Below are 17,963 nucleotides of genomic sequence, written 5' to 3'. Positions count from 1 at the left end.
GGTCCAGACAATGCAAAGAAACTATTACTCCTCCCTTGGCGGCCATTCGCCGCAAAGCGATCTGCTGACGGGGCGCGCCGTATTCACCGAGGCCTATGCCGTTATCCCGAAAGGGGTCATGCAGGACATCGTCACCAGCTTTCTGCCCTTCTGGAACGATACGCGCTGCTGGATTATCGCCAGACCGCTCTCCGGCTTTGCGGAGACTTTTTCGCAATACATCATGGAAGTGGCGCCCGGCGGTGGCAGCGACAGGCCGGAGCAGGACGCGGAAGCCGAAGGAGTGCTCTTTGTCGTCGATGGCGAGATCGAGTTGACGCTGCCCTCCGGCAAGCATGTTCTGCAGCCGGGCGGCTATGCCTTCCTGCCGCCGGGCCTGAAATGGTCGCTGCACAACCGTAGCGGCGCTCATGCCCGTTTCCACTGGATCCGCAAGGCTTACGAGGCTGTCGACGGACTGGACCATCCGCAGCCGCTGATCCTCAACGAGAAGGATATCACGCCCGCAGCCATGCCGGGCACGGAAGGGCGCTGGGCGACCACCCGCTTCGTCGATCCATCCGACCTTCGCCATGACATGCATGTAACGATCGTCACCCTGCAGCCAGGCGCCGTCATTCCTTTTGCGGAAACGCATGTCATGGAACACGGGCTCTATGTGCTGGAAGGCAAGGCCGTCTATCGCCTCAACCAGGACTGGGTGGAAGTGGAGGCCGGAGACTTCATGTGGCTGCGCGCCTTCTGCCCGCAGGCCTGCTATGCCGGAGGCCCTGGCCCCTTCCGCTACCTGCTCTACAAGGATGTCAACCGCCACATGGCGCTTCGTCCTTTCGGATCGCGCCGTTAAGCCAGCCGATATCGCCTGGAGCCGGCGTCCCTGGCGCCGGATCCCGCTTTTTCGATCGCGCTGCCGGCTGGGTGCTTGCCGAAGCGAGACGCATCGTTCAGACAGCCCCTATAGGGTGGCTGTCTGATAGTCGTTGCATCAGTTCGTAAGGCGCACCGCATCGCCGTCGGACGACGAGCACTGCGACGAGATCGTGTAGAAGAAGTCCTGCCGATCCCAACCGCCGCCATCCTCCCAGGCATGCTTCTGCGCGGCCTGGCAGCCGAAATAATTCTCGATAGGCAATGTCACGCCCTTTGGAAGTTCGCTGCCGTCGACGAAAAGATAGTTGGAGGTATTCGGGTCGTCCGTTCGCAAGGTCAGGTCGTACTTCGTGCTGGCCGAGTTCTTGCTGCTGCAGGTGACGGTATTGTTGCTCGATACCGATGCGGCCTTTCCGAGCGGGCAGCCGTCGTCCTTGACATCCATCTGCAGTACCAGCTTGGTATATTGGCCAAGGGTAATCGGCCCGGTGGGCACGGCTGTCATCGTTCCCTGACCGTCATTGTTGTGCGTCGTCGGCTGATAGGTCACTGTGCCGACGACCGTTTCGGTCGTCGCATTGGGCCGGACGACGCGGATGGTGATCACCTTGTAATACCAACCTTGCGCCTGGGTAGGCGTGAGCGTCACGACATCGGGTTTTGCCGGCGCCGTCGCCTGGGAATTCACGCCGATGTTGATGCTGTTGATATTGGCGATGCGCATCAGGCTCGTCGGAACGGCACCGGTCAAATTGACCGAAAGAATCCGCCCGCTCGCTGTGATGGTATAGCTGAGGTTGGCGGGCGTCGTGTCGGCGTAGGCCGTGATGAAACGGGTCGCCTCGGCCTGTGCCGTGGCAAGATTGGTGCCGTCGAAAACCTTGCCGCCCGCCAGCGCCGCACCGTCGGCGATTTCCTGCAGATTGGCCCGCTGATGTGTCGCCGACGAGTAGTCGACGGCCATCCCCGCTACGGCAACCAGAGGAACGGCGATCAGCGCCGTCATCGTCGCGAAATTGCCGCCGCTGTCGGCTGCCAGGCGGCGCATATGCCGGAGAAAATCAATAGCCATTATCTCAACCAAAAAAGATTTAAACTTTGGTCGGACAATGCGCAGAAATTATAAAGGCATGGTTTAAAACGTGGATTAATTTCTATCGAATGAGCTTTTATGCAAGCTGAACTGGTTGCAATACTTCAGTTATTCTACTTTCTGTACGGATAAAATTACTTGAAGTAGATATTTTTAGATAAACAACCAAAGATAGTCTTTACTGGTAGCGCATTTCATCAGTTCTGACTGGCTGATTTTTGCTCATCATCGCCAGTTGGCAGTCCCAACTCAATCAGCGTCTGGCTAATTTTCCGTCGTGCTTCGATAAAGACCGGACTGGTATTGCGAGAGGGGAGGGAGATGTTGGCGGTTGTCGAACCTGGGCGCAACTCCAGGCCCTTGGCAAGAGCTTGCTTTGCCTCGTCCGGTTGACCCGATCGCTGATAAGCGACCGCCAGGAGCATGTGGGCGCGTCCGGTTCCCGGTGTGATCGCGATGGAGCGTCGCAGCCACCTGACGGCGTCCTCATTGCGGTTTAACAGCACATCGGCCCATCCGGCTCCCAACAGCCAGGTCCAGCGTGAAACGTCGGGAGTATCGAAGCGGTCGGCTTGTTCGAATGTCGCAAGGGCATCCTCGAAGCGTCCCAATTGAATCTGCGTAAGGCCGAGATGGAACAACGCCGTGCCATCCCACGGATTGAAGCTCAGTGCCCTCGCACACGCGACGAGACTCTCCGAAAACTGGTTGGTTACGGTCAGAAAGCGGCAATAGACCCCAAGCACCGGGCTGGCGGTTGGCCTGCTGCGCAGGGCACGCTCAAGCAGGGATCTTGCCTCGCTTTCTGCTGCCTTGCCCTCGGCAGGACTGTACCAGGCGAGCTGAATCCCGCGCAGATGCAGTGCCGCAAGCGCGATCTGGAGATCGACATTGTCCGGTTGATCGGCCAGATACTTTTCGAGGATGGTTCGCGCCGTCGTGAAACGCTCCTTCGTCGTCTGATTAATCGATGCGGTTGCCTGTTGTATTGCGATGTCGGCGGCGCCTGTCTGCGGTTGGCTCTCGGCCTCCCCGAATTTGTTCAGGCGGATTGCGAGCTCATAGCCGGCGCCGGCGGCGAGCCGGGATGCGAGACGCTGCTGGTCAGGTTCGCCGGCATCCAGGGTTATTTCGGCAACGGATTCAATTTCGCGGCTGGTTACATTGATGAGGCGTGTCTGGAAAATCCAGGATTGCGGGCCTCTCTGCAGTTCCCCCTGAAGGAGGAGGCCCGCACCATGGGCTCGCGCCGGAATCGTTTCGGCGGTGGTCACCGGACCCTGCTCCTTGGACGCTATCAAGCGGATGCCGTCGATCTTGGCAAGGCCGTTGATCATCTCCGCCGCGACAGCCTGCGCAAGGGCGGTGCTTTCGGGATCGGTAGCGCTGTCGACAATCGGCAGGACTTCGATGACTGGTTTGCTTGAGCCGAACACATCGCCGCCTCTAAACGAAAAGATCGCAAGACTGAATGCGACGGCCACACACAGCACTGCGAATGCCCAGAAAGCCAATGCCTTGCGTGAGCCGGGCCGGCGCTCCGGTGCGACGAAATCGGCCATCGGCTGCGCGCCGGACGCCGGTATATTGCCCGCTCCGGACCGGAGATCCGAGCCTTCCTCTTTGACGGATACCTCGGCAGTGAAGAGATAACCGCGGCCGGACACAAGCTTGATCATGTGTCGTTCCGAGTCGTTCAATGCCGCGCGTATTTCCCGGATGCATTGAAACAGGCTGTCTTCCCCGACGTGTATCGCGGGCCAGACTGCTTCCATCAGCTCCTGCTTGCCGACGGCGCGCCGATTATTCGTGACGAGGAATGTCAGCAGTTCAAAAGCCTTGGGGCGCAGCCGGATCACGGAGCCGTCAGGCCCATGAAGCTCGGCACGATCTGGATCAAGAACGAACCCAGCGAAACAAAACACCTGCTCCCAACGATCCTCAACCGCAGCATTTAAAATATGGTGCAATATAAAGAGAGCTTAGTTCGACAGTCAACGTACCCATGCCTGTATCCGGGAAAACAATCGGGACCTGCATGTGCAGGCCGACCACGTCCGGGGGAGTCGGCTAAGTATCGATTTTTTCGGCAAAAATCGCGGACATCAGAAAAATATCAGAAAATATCAGAACTTTGCCGGAGCCCTCTCAGGACTTGGCTCGACGGGTCCGACTATTGTTTGAGCAGTTGCAACCAGTAAGAGTTTACAGCGATTGCTCGCGAATTGAGGGTATATGCTCGGTATCATGGAGAAAAAGTCTAGGGTATTCTTTCGGTTACATGATGCTTCCCGGGATTGGATGTTTCGAGCATTCATGATTGTCCCTGAACGGCATAGCGGCGCCTTGCACGTCAACCAGTCGACAATCTTGAAAGAGCTTCCCCATGGGAAAGGTGCTTGATTTCCCGGCCCATCGGCCGGCGGACGCCACGCGTGCGGCTCGGACGGTGCCGGCCGAAGAGACAGGCGGTCTGATCGACGCGGAAGCGTTTTCCCGTGCGGTCATGTTGCTGGCACGGAGCTTCGTCTCGGTGCATGAGGCTTCTCCCCGGACCGCGGCGCTTTTTGCCACCCAGCAGCGCTGGCTCCTGTGTCATGCCGCATTGGGCAGCTACTTTCGAACGGCGCGTACGGCTCAGGCCGGATTGACCAGACGAGATCTCGGCAATCTCGCCCTGCAGTATGGAATTGCCAGCCGCAACACCGCCTACGCGTTTTTTGACGAAGCATTGAAATATGACGTCATTCGCCCGCTCGGTGGTCGCACCGGCGAGCAATCGGATCAGGCAGCACCGGCCCCGGTGACGCTTTCGATGCTGATCCACTGGTACGATGTGCATTTCCAGGCCCTCGATCTCGTCGATGGAGGGAGCAGGTCGAACCGATTTCTGTCCGAGCCGGAAACCCTGCTGACCCTGGTCCAGCCGATTGCGGCGCATGCGCTTCTTTCCAGTCCCGAGGTGCGCAGCCCCGGCCCGCTCTACACGATCTTCACCTGGGCCGATGCCGGCGGTCTTTTGATGGACAGGCTGATTGCGGGAATAGATCCCGAGGCATTGGCGGGGCGGGACAGGCTGCTGACGGATGTGAGTTCGATCTCCTATCTGGCGCAATCGTTCGGCCTGTCGCGGGCCCATACCAGCCGCAAGCTTGCGGCAGCGGAGTCGATCGGCGGCATCGGTTGGAGCGGCCGGCGTGGTCGCTCGCACATCTGGCTCTCGCGAGGCTTTTATGACGAATATGCCCGGGCGCACGCACGCAAGCTGCATATTCTGAACGATGCTTTCGCGGAGGTCTTGTCGACCTTGCCGCCGCTGTCGGAAAGATCATTGGCCACCAGCGATATCTGAAGACCTTGCCAAGCCAACCCGATGCAAATGAAAGAGCCTTCCCGGTGGGGAGCGCCCTGCTGGCCGACGATGACCGTAATTTCCGGTACCGAGAACGAACGGTCGAAAGAGGCCGGCTGCAATCGTCAGAGGCCCCAGATGACCGACTCTTCATGGCGCTTGATGAGATGCCGCAATTCCTGAAAGCCCAGGCGAACAAAATCGGCAAACTGATCGACGGCCGGCGCGCGCGGCGCATCTATGCGCTTGAGGATTGCCAGCGCGCGTTCGGGATGGGGAATGGTGATCGGCAGAGCCGTGATCGTCTTTTCCTTGCGTTGCGCGAAGACGACGCTGTGCGGCATGATGGTCAGCGCATCCGCCGATTTCAGGTAATTGATCACGCTCATGAGCGAGCCGCCGGAGTAGCGGATCTTGATTTCGGTTGCGCCGAAGGAGAGAAGCAGGGCGCGCAGGTCGGCCAGCAGCGGGCTTCCCGGTGGCGGCGCTATCCAGGGATAGTCGAGAAGGTGGCTCTGCTGCGGCCGGCGCTTCAGCAACAGCGGGTGGGTCACCCGGCAGGCGACGACGTTGCGCCCGGGAAGGATCTGCTGGAATTCGAGACCGGAGCCTTCGTCGAGAATATCGATCGGGCAGATGGCAAGATCGATCTGGTCGGCCTTGAGCGCGGCGCGAAGGTCGGGGAAATAGCCATAGCTCTGGTCGATGCGCACGTCCGGATGGCTGGCCTGGAATTCAGCGCACAGCCGGGCGATCAACGCGTCCATGAAGAAAGGAGTGCCGCCGATCCGCACGACCCCGCTCTTGCCGACGCGGAAGCTTTCCACCAGATCGGAAGCCTTGCGCGAGGCCGCGAGCATTACGAAGCCATGCTCGGCGAGCGACAGGCCAAGCGGCGTCGGCTGCAATGGCCGGCGTCCTTTGATGAAGAGCGGTTCTCCCACACGCTTCTCCAGCATGGACAAGGTGCGTGACACGGCCGGTTGCGCCAGCCCCAGAAGAGCAGCGCCTTCCGTGACGCCACCCGTCTTCACGACAGCCGCAAGCTGGATGAGATGTCGTTCATCTATCTTCATAGCGATCTGTTATATTGATTGGCAACAAAATCATCAATCCACTCGTATTCGGCTGCTAGTGTTCTTTCACATGCACGAAGATCTTGGAGGATGAGCATGGCGGAGCGTGCTAAAGCGCTCACATTCAGCGAAGCGACGTCGGCGGAGGTTTTCGCCGAGCGCTTCCCTGCAGGTGGGGAGGGCAATCTGCCGCGGCTTATTGCGGCTGCCGTCTCCCATGTTCACGACCTTATCAAGCAGTTTCGCCCGACCCAGGACGAGTGGCGCAAGGTGATCGCATTTCTGACGGAGGTGGGTCACGCCTCCGACGAGCGGCGGCAGGAATGGGTGCTGCTGTCCGATCTCATCGGAGCGTCCGCATTGGTCGAGGAGATCAATTGCCGGCGGCCGAAAACCGCGACACCGAACACCATCCGCGGGCCATTCTTCCGCAGCGATGCGCCCGAGCGGGCCTCAGGGGCTTCGATCTCGCTGGATGGCATCGGCGAACCGCTGATGGTGTCCGTGCGCGTGCAGGATCTCGACGGTCTGCCGATCTCAGGCGCCGAGGCGATCACCTGGCAGGCCAATGCCGAAGGCTATTACGAAAATCAGCAGCCGGACCTGCAGCCGGAGCACAATTTGCGCGGTCTCTTCCGCACGGACGCCGATGGACGCTTCCACTATCGCTCGGTGATGCCGTCTGGCTACGGCGTGCCGGATGACGGGCCGGTCGGACGGCTGCTTGCCGAGGCAGGCTATCCGCTGCATCGCCCGGCGCATCTGCATTTCGTCATCCGGGCCAAGGGCTTCGAGACGATCACGACTCATATCTACGATGCGAGCGACCCACATCTTGCCGAGGATGCCCTTTTTGGCGTGCGGCCGGAACTCGTCGTCTGTTTCGAGCCTGCCGAGATCGATGGAAAGCGCGCGCGGGCCGTCAACCTTACATTCGTCATGATGCGGACAAAGCCGGGGAGGGCAGGATGACGCAACCTTTTTCCTACGCGGGTAGTCCAGCCCAGATCGTCTTCGGTTCCGGCAGCCGGAACAGCGTTGCGGAATGGATAACGAAGGCAGGCTGCAAGCGGGCCCTGGTCCTGTCGACACCGCATCAGAAGGCCGATGCCGAGGCTTTGGCCCGAGAGATCGGCCCGCTCGCTTGCGGCGTGTTCACGGGTGCCACCATGCACACGCCCGTCGAGGTGACGGAAGCGGCGATGAAGGTGGTGGCGGAGACCGGAGCGGACTGTGTCGTGTCCCTTGGCGGCGGCTCGACGACCGGTCTTGGCAAGGCAATCGCCTATCGCACCGACCTTCTGCAGATCGTGGTTCCGACGACCTATGCAGGTTCGGAGGTCACGCCGATCCTTGGCCAGACCGAGGGGGGTCGCAAGACGACGGTGCGCGATGCCCGGATCCTGCCGGAGATCGTCATTTACGATCCCTCGCTGACGCTCGGGCTGCCGGTCGCCATGAGCGTCACCAGCGGCCTCAACGCCATGGCACATGCCGTCGAAGGGCTTTATGCGCGGGACCGCAACCCGATTTCGAGCCTCATGGCCGTGGAAGGCCTGCGTGCCTTTGCGCGGAGCTTGCCGGTTATCGTGAGCGATGCGAAGAACACGGATGCTCGCAGCGATGCGCTGTATGGCGCCTGGCTCTGCGGCTCGGTGCTCGGCACCGTCGGCATGGCGCTGCATCACAAGATCTGCCACACGCTCGGCGGCTCCTTCGACACGCCGCACGCCGAAACCCACGCGGTGATGCTGCCGCATACGGCCGCATTCAACGCGACGGCCGCCGCGTCCGAACTGGCGGACGCGGCCGGTATCTTCGGCGGCTCGATCGGCGGCGGGCTCTGGGATTTCGCCAAGGCAATCGGAGCGCCGCTGTCGCTCAAGGATTTCGGACTGACGGAGGCCGATCTCGATCGCGCAGCGTCGATCGCCGTTGAGAACCCATACTGGAACCCGCGGCCGATCGACCGGGGCGCGATCCGCCTGCTGCTGCAGGACGCATGGGAAGGCCGGCGGCCAAGGGACTGAGACATAGGCGCCCGCAGGCGCGCTCTTTGGGAGGAGAGACAATGAGGGGAGGAAACATGTTCACGAGACGCGATTTTCTGAAAACGACGGCTGCCGGCGGTGCGCTGCTTGCGACCTCGGGCCTGGCTATGCCCGCCATCGCCAGGAATGCGGCCATCAAGCTCGGCTATGTCAGCCCGCAAACCGGGCCGCTCGCCGCATTCGGCGAAGCCGACAAGTTCGTCATCGATGCCTTCCTGGCAACGACCAAGGCAAAAGGCCTCAACTACGAGGTCGTGGTCAAGGACAGCCAGTCGAACCCGAACCGCGCCGCGGAGGTCGCGAAGGAACTGATCGTCGACGACCAGATCAATCTCATGCTGGTTTCCTCGACGCCGGAAACGACCAATCCTGTCTCCACGACTTGCGAGGGCGAGGAGATGCCCTGCATTTCGACGGTGGCGCCCTGGCAGCCCTGGTTCATCGGCCAACAGGGTAATCCGGGCGACCCCGCCTCGTGGAAGCCTTTCAATTATGCCTATCATTTCTTCTGGGGCCTTGAAGACGTCATAGCCGTCTATACCGGCATGTGGAGCCAGATCGAGACGAACAAACATGTCGGCGGCCTGTTTCCGAACGATGGCGACGGCAATGCATGGGGTGACAAGGTCGTTGGCTTCCCGCCGGTTCTCGATAAGCTCGGCTACGGGCTGACGGATACCGGCCGCTATCAGAATCTCACGGATGATTTTTCGGCGCAGATCAACGCCTTCAAGCAGGCAGGCACCGATATCCTGACCGGTGTCATGATTCCGCCCGACCTAACCACATTCTGGAACCAGGCCAAGCAGCAGGGCCTCAAACCGAAGATCGCCTCGATCGGCAAGGCGCTTCTCTTCCCGCAGACCGTCGAGGCGCTGGGAAATGCCGGGCACAATCTGTCGACGGAGGTCTGGTGGACGCCAACGCATCCGTTCAAGTCGTCGCTGACCGGGGAAACCGCCCTGGCGGTCGCGGATGCCTTTACCAAGGCCACCGGCCGCCCGTGGACGCAGCCGATCGGCTTTGCACATGCGCTTTTCGAACTCGCCGTCGATGTGATGAAGCGGACCGAGGATGCGGGTGATGCCGAGGCAGTCGCCAAGGCGATCGGCGAAACCAAGCTCGACACGCTCGTCGGGCCGGTTGCCTGGGGCAACGAGAAACTCCCGCCATTCGCCCGGAAGAGCGTCGCCAAGACGCCGCTCGTCGGCGGGCAATGGCGGCTGAAGTCGGGCGGCGGTTACGATCTCGTCGTCGTCGAAAACGGGCTGGCGCCGAATGTGCCGCTCGGCGGCAAGCTCGAAGCCCTGGCGTGAGAGGAGAATTGTCCGGCGCCTCGCCGGGCAGCCTCCAACGGAGAACGGCAATGTCCATACTCGAACTGAACGGAGTCTCGAAATCTTTCGGCGCGCTTGTCGTCGCCGAGGATATCGGCTTCTCTGTCGAAGCCGGTGAGGCACTCGGCGTCATCGGGCCGAATGGCGCCGGCAAATCGACGCTGTTCAACCTGATCAACGGCAATCTCTCCGCTGCGCGTGGATTGATCCGGTTCGACGGCCGGGATGTGACCCATGCGCCGCCGATGCAGCGGTGCCTTGCCGGCATGGGCCGCACCTTCCAGATCCCGCAACCTTTCGAACGGTTGACGACCTACGAGAACCTGGTGGTTGCCGGTGCATTCGGCGCCAGGGCGAGGGAAAGCGATGTTACCGCCCTTTGCGCGGACATTCTCGTCGAGACCGGCCTGATCGCCAAGGCCAATACGCCCGCCGGATCGTTGACCCTCCTGGAACGCAAGCGGCTGGAGCTTGCCCGCGCGCTTGCGACCCAGCCGAAGCTGCTGCTTCTCGATGAGATCGCCGGCGGCCTGACGGAAGGAGAGTGCCGCCAGCTGGTCGCGACCATCAGGCGGGTGCACCAGCGCGGCATCGCAATCATCTGGATCGAGCATGTGCTGCACGCTCTGACGGCGGTGGCCGAGCGTATTCTCGTGCTCAATTTCGGCCGGGTGATCGGTATCGGCAAGCCCGACACGATCATGGCGTCAAGCGAGGTGCGCGAAATCTACCTGGGGATGGACGTCTGATGGCAAGCCTCATCGAGACCCGCGGGCTCACCGCCGCCTATGGCGATTTCCAGGCCGTGCTTGGCGTTGATCTGCGTCTGGAAGCCGGCGAGACCATCGCCGTCATCGGCGCGAACGGCGCCGGCAAGTCGACGCTGATGCGTTCCATCGCCGGGGTGATCGCCAACCGCCCGGACATGGTCCTGTATCGCGGCGAACCGATCGGGGCATTGGCTGCTTCCGATGTGGTTAGACGCGGCATTGCGCTGGTGCCGGAAGGGCGCAAGCTCTTTCCGTCGCTGACGGTCGAGGAAAACCTGCAGATCGGCCGCTATGGCCGCCGGATCGCGGGGCCGTGGACGCTCGACAGCATCTATGCGCTGTTTCCGGTCCTGAAGGAACGGCGCCGCAACCCGGCGACGGCGCTTTCGGGCGGGCAGCAGCAGATGGTGGCGATCGGCCGGGCGCTGATGTCCAATCCGGAAGTCCTGCTCTGCGACGAGCTGAGCCTCGGCCTCGCGCCCGTCGTCATCAAGGACATCTATGCCGCCTTTTCTCATATCCGGGCCGCAGGCGCGGCCATCGTCATCGTCGAGCAGGATATCGCGCAGGCGCTGAAGGTCGCCGACCGGGTCTATTGCCTGATGGAAGGCCGCATCACCCTGACCGGACGTCCGGCCGAACTCGATCGCGCCGAGATCCATGCGGCCTATTTTGGAGCGGAAACCCATGAGCTGGCTTGATACGCTTCTTCAAGGTGTGCTGCTCGGCGGCCTTTATGCGCTATTTGCCGCGGGCCTCAGCCTGGTCTTCGGCATCATGCGGCTCGTCAATCTCGCCCATGGCGATCTCATCGTGCTGGCGGCCTTTCTGATCCTCGTGCTGGTTTCCTTCCTCGGCCTTAATCCTTTCCTCGCGGCGCTGATCGCGGCGCCTTTGATGTTCGCCGCCGGCTGGTTGCTGCAGTACCATCTGCTGAACCGGACGCTCGGCAAGGACATCCTGCCGCCCCTGCTCGTGACTTTCGGTCTGTCGATCGTGATCCAGAACGGCCTTCTGGAGGGCTTCACCGCCGATAGCCGACGCATCTCCGCGGGGGCTCTGGAGACGGCCTCGATGCAGTTCGGCGGCATCAGCGCCGGCTTGATGCCGCTCCTCACCTTTGCCTCGGCCGTTCTCGTCATCGTCGCCCTCAATCAACTCATCTACCGCACCGAGCTCGGCCGCGCCTTTCGCGCCACCTCGGACGACGTGGTGACGGCGAGCCTGATGGGTATCCGGCCGAATTCGATCTTCGCTATCGCGACGGGGCTTGCGATGATGATCGTGACGGTCGCCGCCCTCTATCTCGGCATGCGCGCGAATTTCGATCCGACGGCGGGACCGGCGCGGCTCATCTACGCCTTCGAAGCCGTCATCATCGGCGGTCTCGGCTCGCTCTGGGGCACGCTTGCCGGCGGTGTCATCCTCGGGATTGCCCAGACGATGGGAGCGGCGATCAACCCCGAATGGCAGATCCTAGCCGGGCATATCGCCTTCCTGATCGTGCTTCTCTTCCGGCCGCGCGGCCTTTTTCCCCGGGCAGTCGATTGAGGGCGCCATGACCACAGGTTTCGAAACAATGTCGACCGAAATCGAAGCACCTGCAGGCTGGCGGGTGGAGACGCGGACGCGCCTTTCCGGCGTCTTCGCCATCCTTTCCCTCGTTGCCGTGGTCGTGCTGGCGGCAGCGCCATTTCTGGTGTCGCGCGGCATCGTGCAGGATCTCTTCTTCATCCTCACCATGCTGGCGCTGGCGCAGAGCTGGAACCTGCTTGCCGGCTATGCCGGCCTGATCTCCGTGGGACAGCAGCTCTTCGTCGGTTGCGGCGCCTATGCGCTGTTCGGCTTCGTCATCCTCGCCGGCGTCGATCCGATCCTTGCCATTCCGCTGGCCGGGCTCTTTGCCATGGTCATCGCCGCACCGGCCGCCTTTTTCTCCTTTCGGCTTTACGGCCCCTATTTCGCGATCGGCACCTGGGTCATTGCCGAGGTGGGGCGACTGCTGTTTGCCCAGTGGAAGATGCTGGGGGGCGGGACCGGCACCTCCCTGCCGCGCGAGGCCACCAGGGACATGCTCGGGATCTCGCTGCTGCAGGACTGGTTCGGCATGCGCGCCGCTGCCGCGGCCGATGCGATGGCCTATTGGCTGGCGCTGGTTCTCACGGCGCTGACGATCGGCTTCATCTACCGGCTGCTGCGCAGCAAGCAGGGGCTTGGCCTTGCCGCCGTGCGCGACAATGAGACGGCAGCCCGCGCGCTCGGCGTCGATGCGCGCCGGTTGAAGATCGCCGTCTATCTGGCGACGGCCTTTCTGACAGGCATGATCGGAGCGCTCATTTATCTGCAGAAGGCGCGTATATCGCCGGACGCCGCTTTTTCGCTTACCGACTGGACCGCCTATGTCGTCTTCATCGTCGTGATTGGCGGCATCGGCACCATCGAAGGGCCGCTGGTCGGCGTGCTGGTCTTCTTCCTGCTGCAGAATGCCTTTTCGAGCTACGGCTCCTGGTATCTGCTGGCTCTCGGCGCGTTGGCCATCATCACGATGCTGTTCGCGCCACGGGGTCTCTGGGGGCTCATATCCAGCCGCACCGGCTGGGAACTCTTTCCGGTTCGCCGCCTGCTGAGAGGCGGATCGATGCTACATGGTGAAAAGGGAGGGCCAAATGGCTGACATTACAACGGACGTTCTGATCATCGGCACGGGACCAGCCGGCTCGGCGACGGCTGCGCTGCTTGCAAGCTACGGGCTCGAGCCCATCGTGATCAACCGCTATCGCTGGCTTGCCAATACGCCCCGTGCGCACATCACCAACCAGCGTACGATGGAGGTCCTGCGCGATCTCGGTCGCGATGTGGAGGAGGAGGCCTATATCTTTGCGACCGGGCAGGATCTGATGGGACAGAACGTCTTCTGCACGGCGGTTGCCGGCGAGGAAATCGGCCGCATGCAGAGCTGGGGCAATCATCCGCTGTCGCGGGCCGAGCACCTTCTTTCGTCGCCCGCCCATATGAACGATTTGCCGCAGACCTACATGGAGCCGCTGCTGTTCAAGACAGCCTGTTCGCGCGGCGCACAGGCCCGCATGTCGACGGAATATCTGCACCATGTTCAGGATGCCGAAGGCGTCACGACGACCTGTCTCGACCGCCTGACCGGCAAGGAGCTGACCGTCCGCTCGAAATTCCTGATCGGCGCCGACGGCGGCAACTCCAAGGTCGCGGAACATGCCGGCCTGACCTTTGAGGGCAAGATGGGCGTCGCCGGCTCGATGAACATTCTGTTCGAGGCCGATCTTTCCCGCTACGTCGCGCACCGTCCGTCCGTTCTCTATTGGGTGCTGCAGCCTGGCGCCGATGTCGGCGGCATCGGCATGGGCCTGGTGCGCATGGTACGGCCGTGGAACGAATGGCTGATCGTCTGGGGCTATGACATCAATCAGCCGCCACCCGAGGTCGACGACGCCTTCGCCACCAAGGTCGTGCGCGAGCTGGTGGGCGTCGCCGATCTCAAGCCCAAGATCAAATCCGTCTCGACCTGGACGGTCAACAACATGTACGCGACCACGATGTCGAACGGCCGGGTGTTCTGCATGGGCGATGCGGCCCATCGCCATCCGCCCTCGAACGGCCTCGGCTCCAACACCTCGATCCAGGACGGCTTCAATCTTGCCTGGAAGCTGGCGATGGTCCTGAAAGGTCAGGCCGGCATTGGCCTGCTCGACAGCTACCAGGCCGAGCGCGCGCCGATTGCCAAGCAGATCGTCACCCGAGCCAATAAATCGATCGAGGAGTTCGGTCCGATCTTCAAGTCGCTGGGTCTGCTCGATTCCGTCGATCCGGTGAAGATGCAGCAGAATATGGACGCGCGCTGCGACGATACCGCCGATGCCGAGCGCCAGCGCACGGCGATCCGCGAGGCGATCGCCCATAAGGTCTACGAGTTCGATGCGCATGGCGTGGAAATGAACCATCGCTATGCCTCGAATGCCGTGGTCAAGGACGGTCAGCCGGAACCTGCCTTCGAGAAGGACGCGGAACTGCATTTTCAACCGACGACCTGGCCCGGCGCGCGGTTGCCGCATGTCTGGTTGTTCAACGACAGCGGCGAGAAGGTATCGAGCTTCGATCTCACCGGTCACGGTATCTTCACGGTGCTGACCGGTATTGGTGGCGACGGCTGGATCGCGGCGGCAAAGGCGTTGTCGAAAGAGCTGAAGCTGCCGATCGCCGTCCACAGGATAGGTCCCCGGCAGGAATGGCAAGACCTGACCGGAGACTGGGCGCGGGCGCGGGAAATCCGCGACTCCGGCGCGTTGCTCGTGCGTCCCGACCACCATGTCGGCTGGCGCGCGCATGCCGCCGTCGCCGATCCCGAGAGCGAACTGCGTCGTGTGTTGAAGACAATTCTGAATAGGTGAAGCAATCATGAGCATCGAAGAAAAAGGCTATTTCACAGAGGAAAATTCCGTCGAGGTTGTCACCAGCCGCAACGTGAATGCCCGGGACGCCCGGCTGAAGCAGGTAATGGAAGTCGTCACCCGCAAGCTGCACGAGGCCGTGAAGGAACTGGAGCCGACCCAGGACGAGTGGATGGAGGCGATCCTCTTCCTCACCCGCACCGGCCATACCTGCACCGACTGGCGGCAGGAGTTCATCCTGCTCTCGGACGTGCTTGGCGTGTCGATGCTGGTCGATGCGATCAACAACCGCAAACCGTCGGGCGCTTCGGAGAGCACGGTTCTCGGGCCCTTCCATGTCGCGGATGCGCCGGAGCTTCCCATGGGCGCCAACATCTGCCTCGACCAGAAGGGCGAGGACATGGTGATCAGCGGCCGCATCCTCGACACCGAAGGCAAGCCGATCGAGAATGCCGTGCTCGACGTCTGGCAGGCGAATGACGAAGGATTCTACGACGTCCAGCAGAAGGGTCTTCAGCCCGATTTCAACCTGCGCGGCATATTCCGCACCGGCAAGGACGGGCGATACTGGTTCCGGGCGGTGAAGCCGAAATACTATCCGATCCCGGACGATGGCCCTGTTGGCCAATTGCTTGCCGCCCTCGGCCGCCACCCCTACCGGCCCGCTCATCTGCACTACATCATCAAGGCGGACGGGTTCGAGACGCTGACGACCCATATCTTCGATCCCGATGATCCGTACATCCATTCCGATGCGGTGTTCGGCGTCAAGGAAAGCCTGCTTGCCGAGTTCAAGCTGACGGATGATCCCGCCCGCGCCAGGGAACTCGGTTTCCGCAGATCGTTCTGGCAGGTCGAGCACGATTTCGTCCTGGCGCCCGAGCGGGAATGAAATTGATTGTGTGGTGCGGTGCTCATACATGAGCGCCGCAGGCGCCCGACAGGGATTTTAGCAGGTGGAGCCCCAGCGAATGAAATATTCATGCGTCACGGAGGTAGTTCCCTTCTTGTCCTCCGCCTGATCTTCGATGAAGCCGATAATCGTATCCATATAGGCTGCGAAATCGAGCGCCAGCGTGGTCAGGTCGGTACACTCCCACATTGCGAGATTGATGCCATCCTGGCCGATAATGGCCAGATCCTCGGGAACTTTCCTGCCGAGAACGCGCGTGGCTGCGTCGCGGACGCCGATCGCCATGGCGTCGTTGCCGCAGACCACGGCATCGACCGATGATCGGCGAAGAAGCACCACGGCCTCCTTGAACCCGGAATCGTAGGAATAGTCGCCGTGGCTCTCCGCGACAAAGCCGAGGCCATGCGTGGCGAGCGCATCGGCAAACCAGCGCTTTCGCTGCTTGTCGATCCAGCTGGAATTGCGGCCGGTCAGATAGGCGAAACGGCTGCGCCCGGAAGAGACCGCCTTTGCGACGACTTCAGCCGCCGCTTTCGATCCATCGAGCAGGAGTTGCGCGATGCCGGGGTCGGCGATCGGCTCGAAGGAAACCATGATCGGGCGGGCCGTTCGAAAAATCTGGATGGCGTCCGCCATGGATACCATGTCGGAAAAGATGACGGCGTGGTCGACCTGATAGGCCGACGCCATGCGCATCAGCTGCGCTCGGTCATCGTAGCCGGCGCAGCAAAGCAGGATCGGCAAAAGCCCGCGCTCCTGCAAGCGTTGCACCAGATATTGCAGCTGTTGCGCCTCGCAGGGATTTTCTATCGAGTTGACCACGAGGGCGACGAGGCGCGACTTCTGGCTATTCAGCGAGCGTGCAATCGCATTCGGGCGATAATCGTGCTCGTCGGCGATGGACATGATGCGTTTTCTCGTCCGCTCGCTGATGCGCGCATCGCCTGAGAACGCCCTGGAGATCGTCGATGAAGAGACGCCGGCGAGCTTTGCGATTTCCCTCGAGGTGATGCGCTTGTTCATGTTCGCTTCCTGTTAGCCGATGTCGGAGATCCTCACCGATTCTCCGTCTCGCGCAGCCGATGTCTTGATAGCATCCCAGAGGCGGGCAAAGCGAAGCCCATTCTCCACGGTGGAGGGGTTTTCCTCCTCGCCGCGCCGCACGCTGAGGAAGGATTTTAACGGATTCTCCTGATGGGCGGCTTCTGCAACTTCGCGAGGGCCGGGTCTTCCCTCGATTTCGATCTCGCGCCATGCACCCCAGGCGTCAATTCGCACGATCGCTTTCGAATAGAACAGGGTCATGTGCGAGGCGCAGCCCGGAGGGCCTTCGCCGGCGGCATTGAACGTGACCAGCGCGCCGTTTTCGAGGCGGGCGGCCACCGCGCAGGCAATGTCGACCGGCTTGGCATAGTTGTTCATGTAGGCGGAGACACGGTCGAAGTCCGAACGCACGAGAAGACAAACGGTGTTCATCATGTGCGCGCCGGTGTCGAACATGAAACCGCCGCCCGACAGTTCCGGCTTCTGCTTCCATTGGCCGTCATATTTGGAGGACCAGCCCTCCCATATGGTGGCCGAAACGCTGACCAGCTCGCCGAATTCGCCCGCAGCTGCGCGCTTGTGCGTGTCGCGCACCAGTGGCGACAATGCCCCATTGAAGGCGATGACGACGGTGTTGCCGGATTTCGAGCGGGCTTCGATCAGCGCCTTCGCCTCGGCTACGGTCGTCACCATGGGCTTTTCCAGGAACAGGTCGTGACCGGCCTCGATCACCGCCAGCGCCTGCTCGGCATGGAAGGCGTGCGGTGTCGATATGTAGACCGCGTCGAGATCCCTTTTGCATTGCGCGAGCATGATCCGGAAATCATCGAATTCCCGCAAGGGTGCCCGTCCGGCAGCCGCGCAGATGTCGGCGAACCGGCGGCGCGAGGCGGCGCTGACATCCGCTGCGGCAACGAATTCGATTTCGGGCATCCGCACCCAGCTATGGGCATATTCCGCAGCTTTCAGCCCGGTTCCGATGACGGCCAGGCGAACCGGCTTTGACATGAATTCCTCCATTTGCGCACACGTTTGC

General features: G+C 61.7%; 16 protein-coding genes. 11 read left to right on the top strand and 5 right to left on the bottom strand.

All coding sequences use genetic code 11. From position 1 onward, the window contains the following. Positions 1–10 precede the first annotated feature (10 nt). Complete coding sequence (locus ACQZ6J_RS18385) at positions 11–847, top strand: bifunctional allantoicase/(S)-ureidoglycine aminohydrolase (RefSeq protein ID WP_449085138.1); 837 nt, start codon at positions 11–13, stop codon at positions 845–847. Positions 848–985: 138 nt separating this feature from the next. On the opposite strand, the gene ACQZ6J_RS18380 is transcribed toward ACQZ6J_RS18385, so the two are convergent. Together ACQZ6J_RS18380 and ACQZ6J_RS18375 are read right to left on the bottom strand one after the other, a co-directional pair. Further along, positions 986–1,942 carry a TadE/TadG family type IV pilus assembly protein gene (locus ACQZ6J_RS18380; protein WP_449085137.1) on the bottom strand — a complete coding sequence of 319 codons (957 nt, stop codon included), beginning with the start codon at positions 1,940–1,942 and terminating at the stop codon, positions 986–988. A 218-nt stretch (positions 1,943–2,160) separates the two neighbouring features. Next, positions 2,161–3,933, bottom strand: coding sequence for a tetratricopeptide repeat protein (locus ACQZ6J_RS18375; protein WP_449085136.1), 1,773 nt, complete (start codon positions 3,931–3,933; stop codon positions 2,161–2,163). 416 nt (positions 3,934–4,349) lie between these two features. Between ACQZ6J_RS18375 and ACQZ6J_RS18370 the strand changes: the two genes are divergently transcribed. After that, positions 4,350–5,315, top strand: coding sequence for a hypothetical protein (locus ACQZ6J_RS18370; protein ID WP_449085135.1), 966 nt, complete (start codon positions 4,350–4,352; stop codon positions 5,313–5,315). 125 nt (positions 5,316–5,440) lie between these two features. On the opposite strand, the gene ACQZ6J_RS18365 is transcribed toward ACQZ6J_RS18370, so the two are convergent. Then, positions 5,441–6,391 (bottom strand): LysR family transcriptional regulator, encoded by a 951-nt coding sequence (locus ACQZ6J_RS18365; RefSeq protein WP_449085134.1) that lies wholly within the window; start codon positions 6,389–6,391, stop codon positions 5,441–5,443. Between the two features lie 96 nt (positions 6,392–6,487). On the opposite strand from ACQZ6J_RS18365, the gene ACQZ6J_RS18360 reads away from it, so the two are divergent. The 9 genes from ACQZ6J_RS18360 to ACQZ6J_RS18320 are packed head-to-tail and all read left to right on the top strand — an operon-like array spanning position 6,488 to position 15,862. After that, complete coding sequence (locus tag ACQZ6J_RS18360; RefSeq protein ID WP_449085133.1) at positions 6,488–7,363, top strand: dioxygenase family protein; 876 nt, start codon at positions 6,488–6,490, stop codon at positions 7,361–7,363. Then, positions 7,360–8,421, top strand: a complete 1,062-nt coding sequence (locus ACQZ6J_RS18355) for a maleylacetate reductase (protein WP_449085132.1) — start codon at positions 7,360–7,362, stop codon at positions 8,419–8,421. Before ACQZ6J_RS18360 ends, ACQZ6J_RS18355 begins: the two co-directional genes overlap by 4 nt. Positions 8,422–8,477: 56 nt before the next feature. Then, positions 8,478–9,758: an ABC transporter substrate-binding protein gene (locus ACQZ6J_RS18350; protein WP_449085131.1), complete on the top strand. Its 1,281-nt coding sequence runs from the start codon at positions 8,478–8,480 to the stop codon at positions 9,756–9,758. A gap of 50 nt (positions 9,759–9,808) precedes the next feature. Next, entirely contained in the window at positions 9,809–10,528 is a 720-nt protein-coding gene (locus ACQZ6J_RS18345; RefSeq protein WP_449085130.1) for an ABC transporter ATP-binding protein, read from the top strand. After that, entirely contained in the window at positions 10,528–11,250 is a 723-nt protein-coding gene (locus ACQZ6J_RS18340; protein WP_449085129.1) for an ABC transporter ATP-binding protein, read from the top strand. Before ACQZ6J_RS18345 ends, ACQZ6J_RS18340 begins: the two co-directional genes overlap by 1 nt. Beyond that, a complete protein-coding gene (locus ACQZ6J_RS18335; RefSeq protein WP_449085128.1) occupies positions 11,237–12,100 on the top strand; it encodes a branched-chain amino acid ABC transporter permease in 864 nt (287 codons plus the stop codon). The genes ACQZ6J_RS18340 and ACQZ6J_RS18335 overlap by 14 nt, the downstream gene beginning before the upstream one ends. 7 nt (positions 12,101–12,107) lie before the next feature. Further along, positions 12,108–13,223 carry a branched-chain amino acid ABC transporter permease gene (locus ACQZ6J_RS18330; RefSeq protein ID WP_449085127.1) on the top strand — a complete coding sequence of 372 codons (1,116 nt, stop codon included), beginning with the start codon at positions 12,108–12,110 and terminating at the stop codon, positions 13,221–13,223. Then, entirely contained in the window at positions 13,216–14,970 is a 1,755-nt protein-coding gene (locus tag ACQZ6J_RS18325) for an FAD-dependent monooxygenase (RefSeq protein ID WP_449085126.1), read from the top strand. The genes ACQZ6J_RS18330 and ACQZ6J_RS18325 overlap by 8 nt, the downstream gene beginning before the upstream one ends. Before the next feature lie 7 nt (positions 14,971–14,977). After that, positions 14,978–15,862, top strand: coding sequence for an intradiol ring-cleavage dioxygenase (locus ACQZ6J_RS18320; RefSeq protein WP_449085125.1), 885 nt, complete (start codon positions 14,978–14,980; stop codon positions 15,860–15,862). A gap of 57 nt (positions 15,863–15,919) precedes the next feature. On the opposite strand, the gene ACQZ6J_RS18315 is transcribed toward ACQZ6J_RS18320, so the two are convergent. Together ACQZ6J_RS18315 and ACQZ6J_RS18310 are read right to left on the bottom strand one after the other, a co-directional pair. Further along, the gene (locus tag ACQZ6J_RS18315) at positions 15,920–16,906 is read right to left on the bottom strand and encodes a LacI family DNA-binding transcriptional regulator (protein ID WP_449085124.1); all 987 of its coding nucleotides are present in this window, start codon (positions 16,904–16,906) and stop codon (positions 15,920–15,922) included. A gap of 12 nt (positions 16,907–16,918) precedes the next feature. Beyond that, a complete protein-coding gene (locus ACQZ6J_RS18310; protein ID WP_449085123.1) occupies positions 16,919–17,935 on the bottom strand; it encodes a Gfo/Idh/MocA family protein in 1,017 nt (338 codons plus the stop codon). Positions 17,936–17,963: the final 28 nt, after the last annotated feature.

This window comes from Rhizobium sp. A37_96, assembly GCF_053521765.1.
This window is presented reverse-complemented; position numbering and strand designations above follow the sequence as displayed.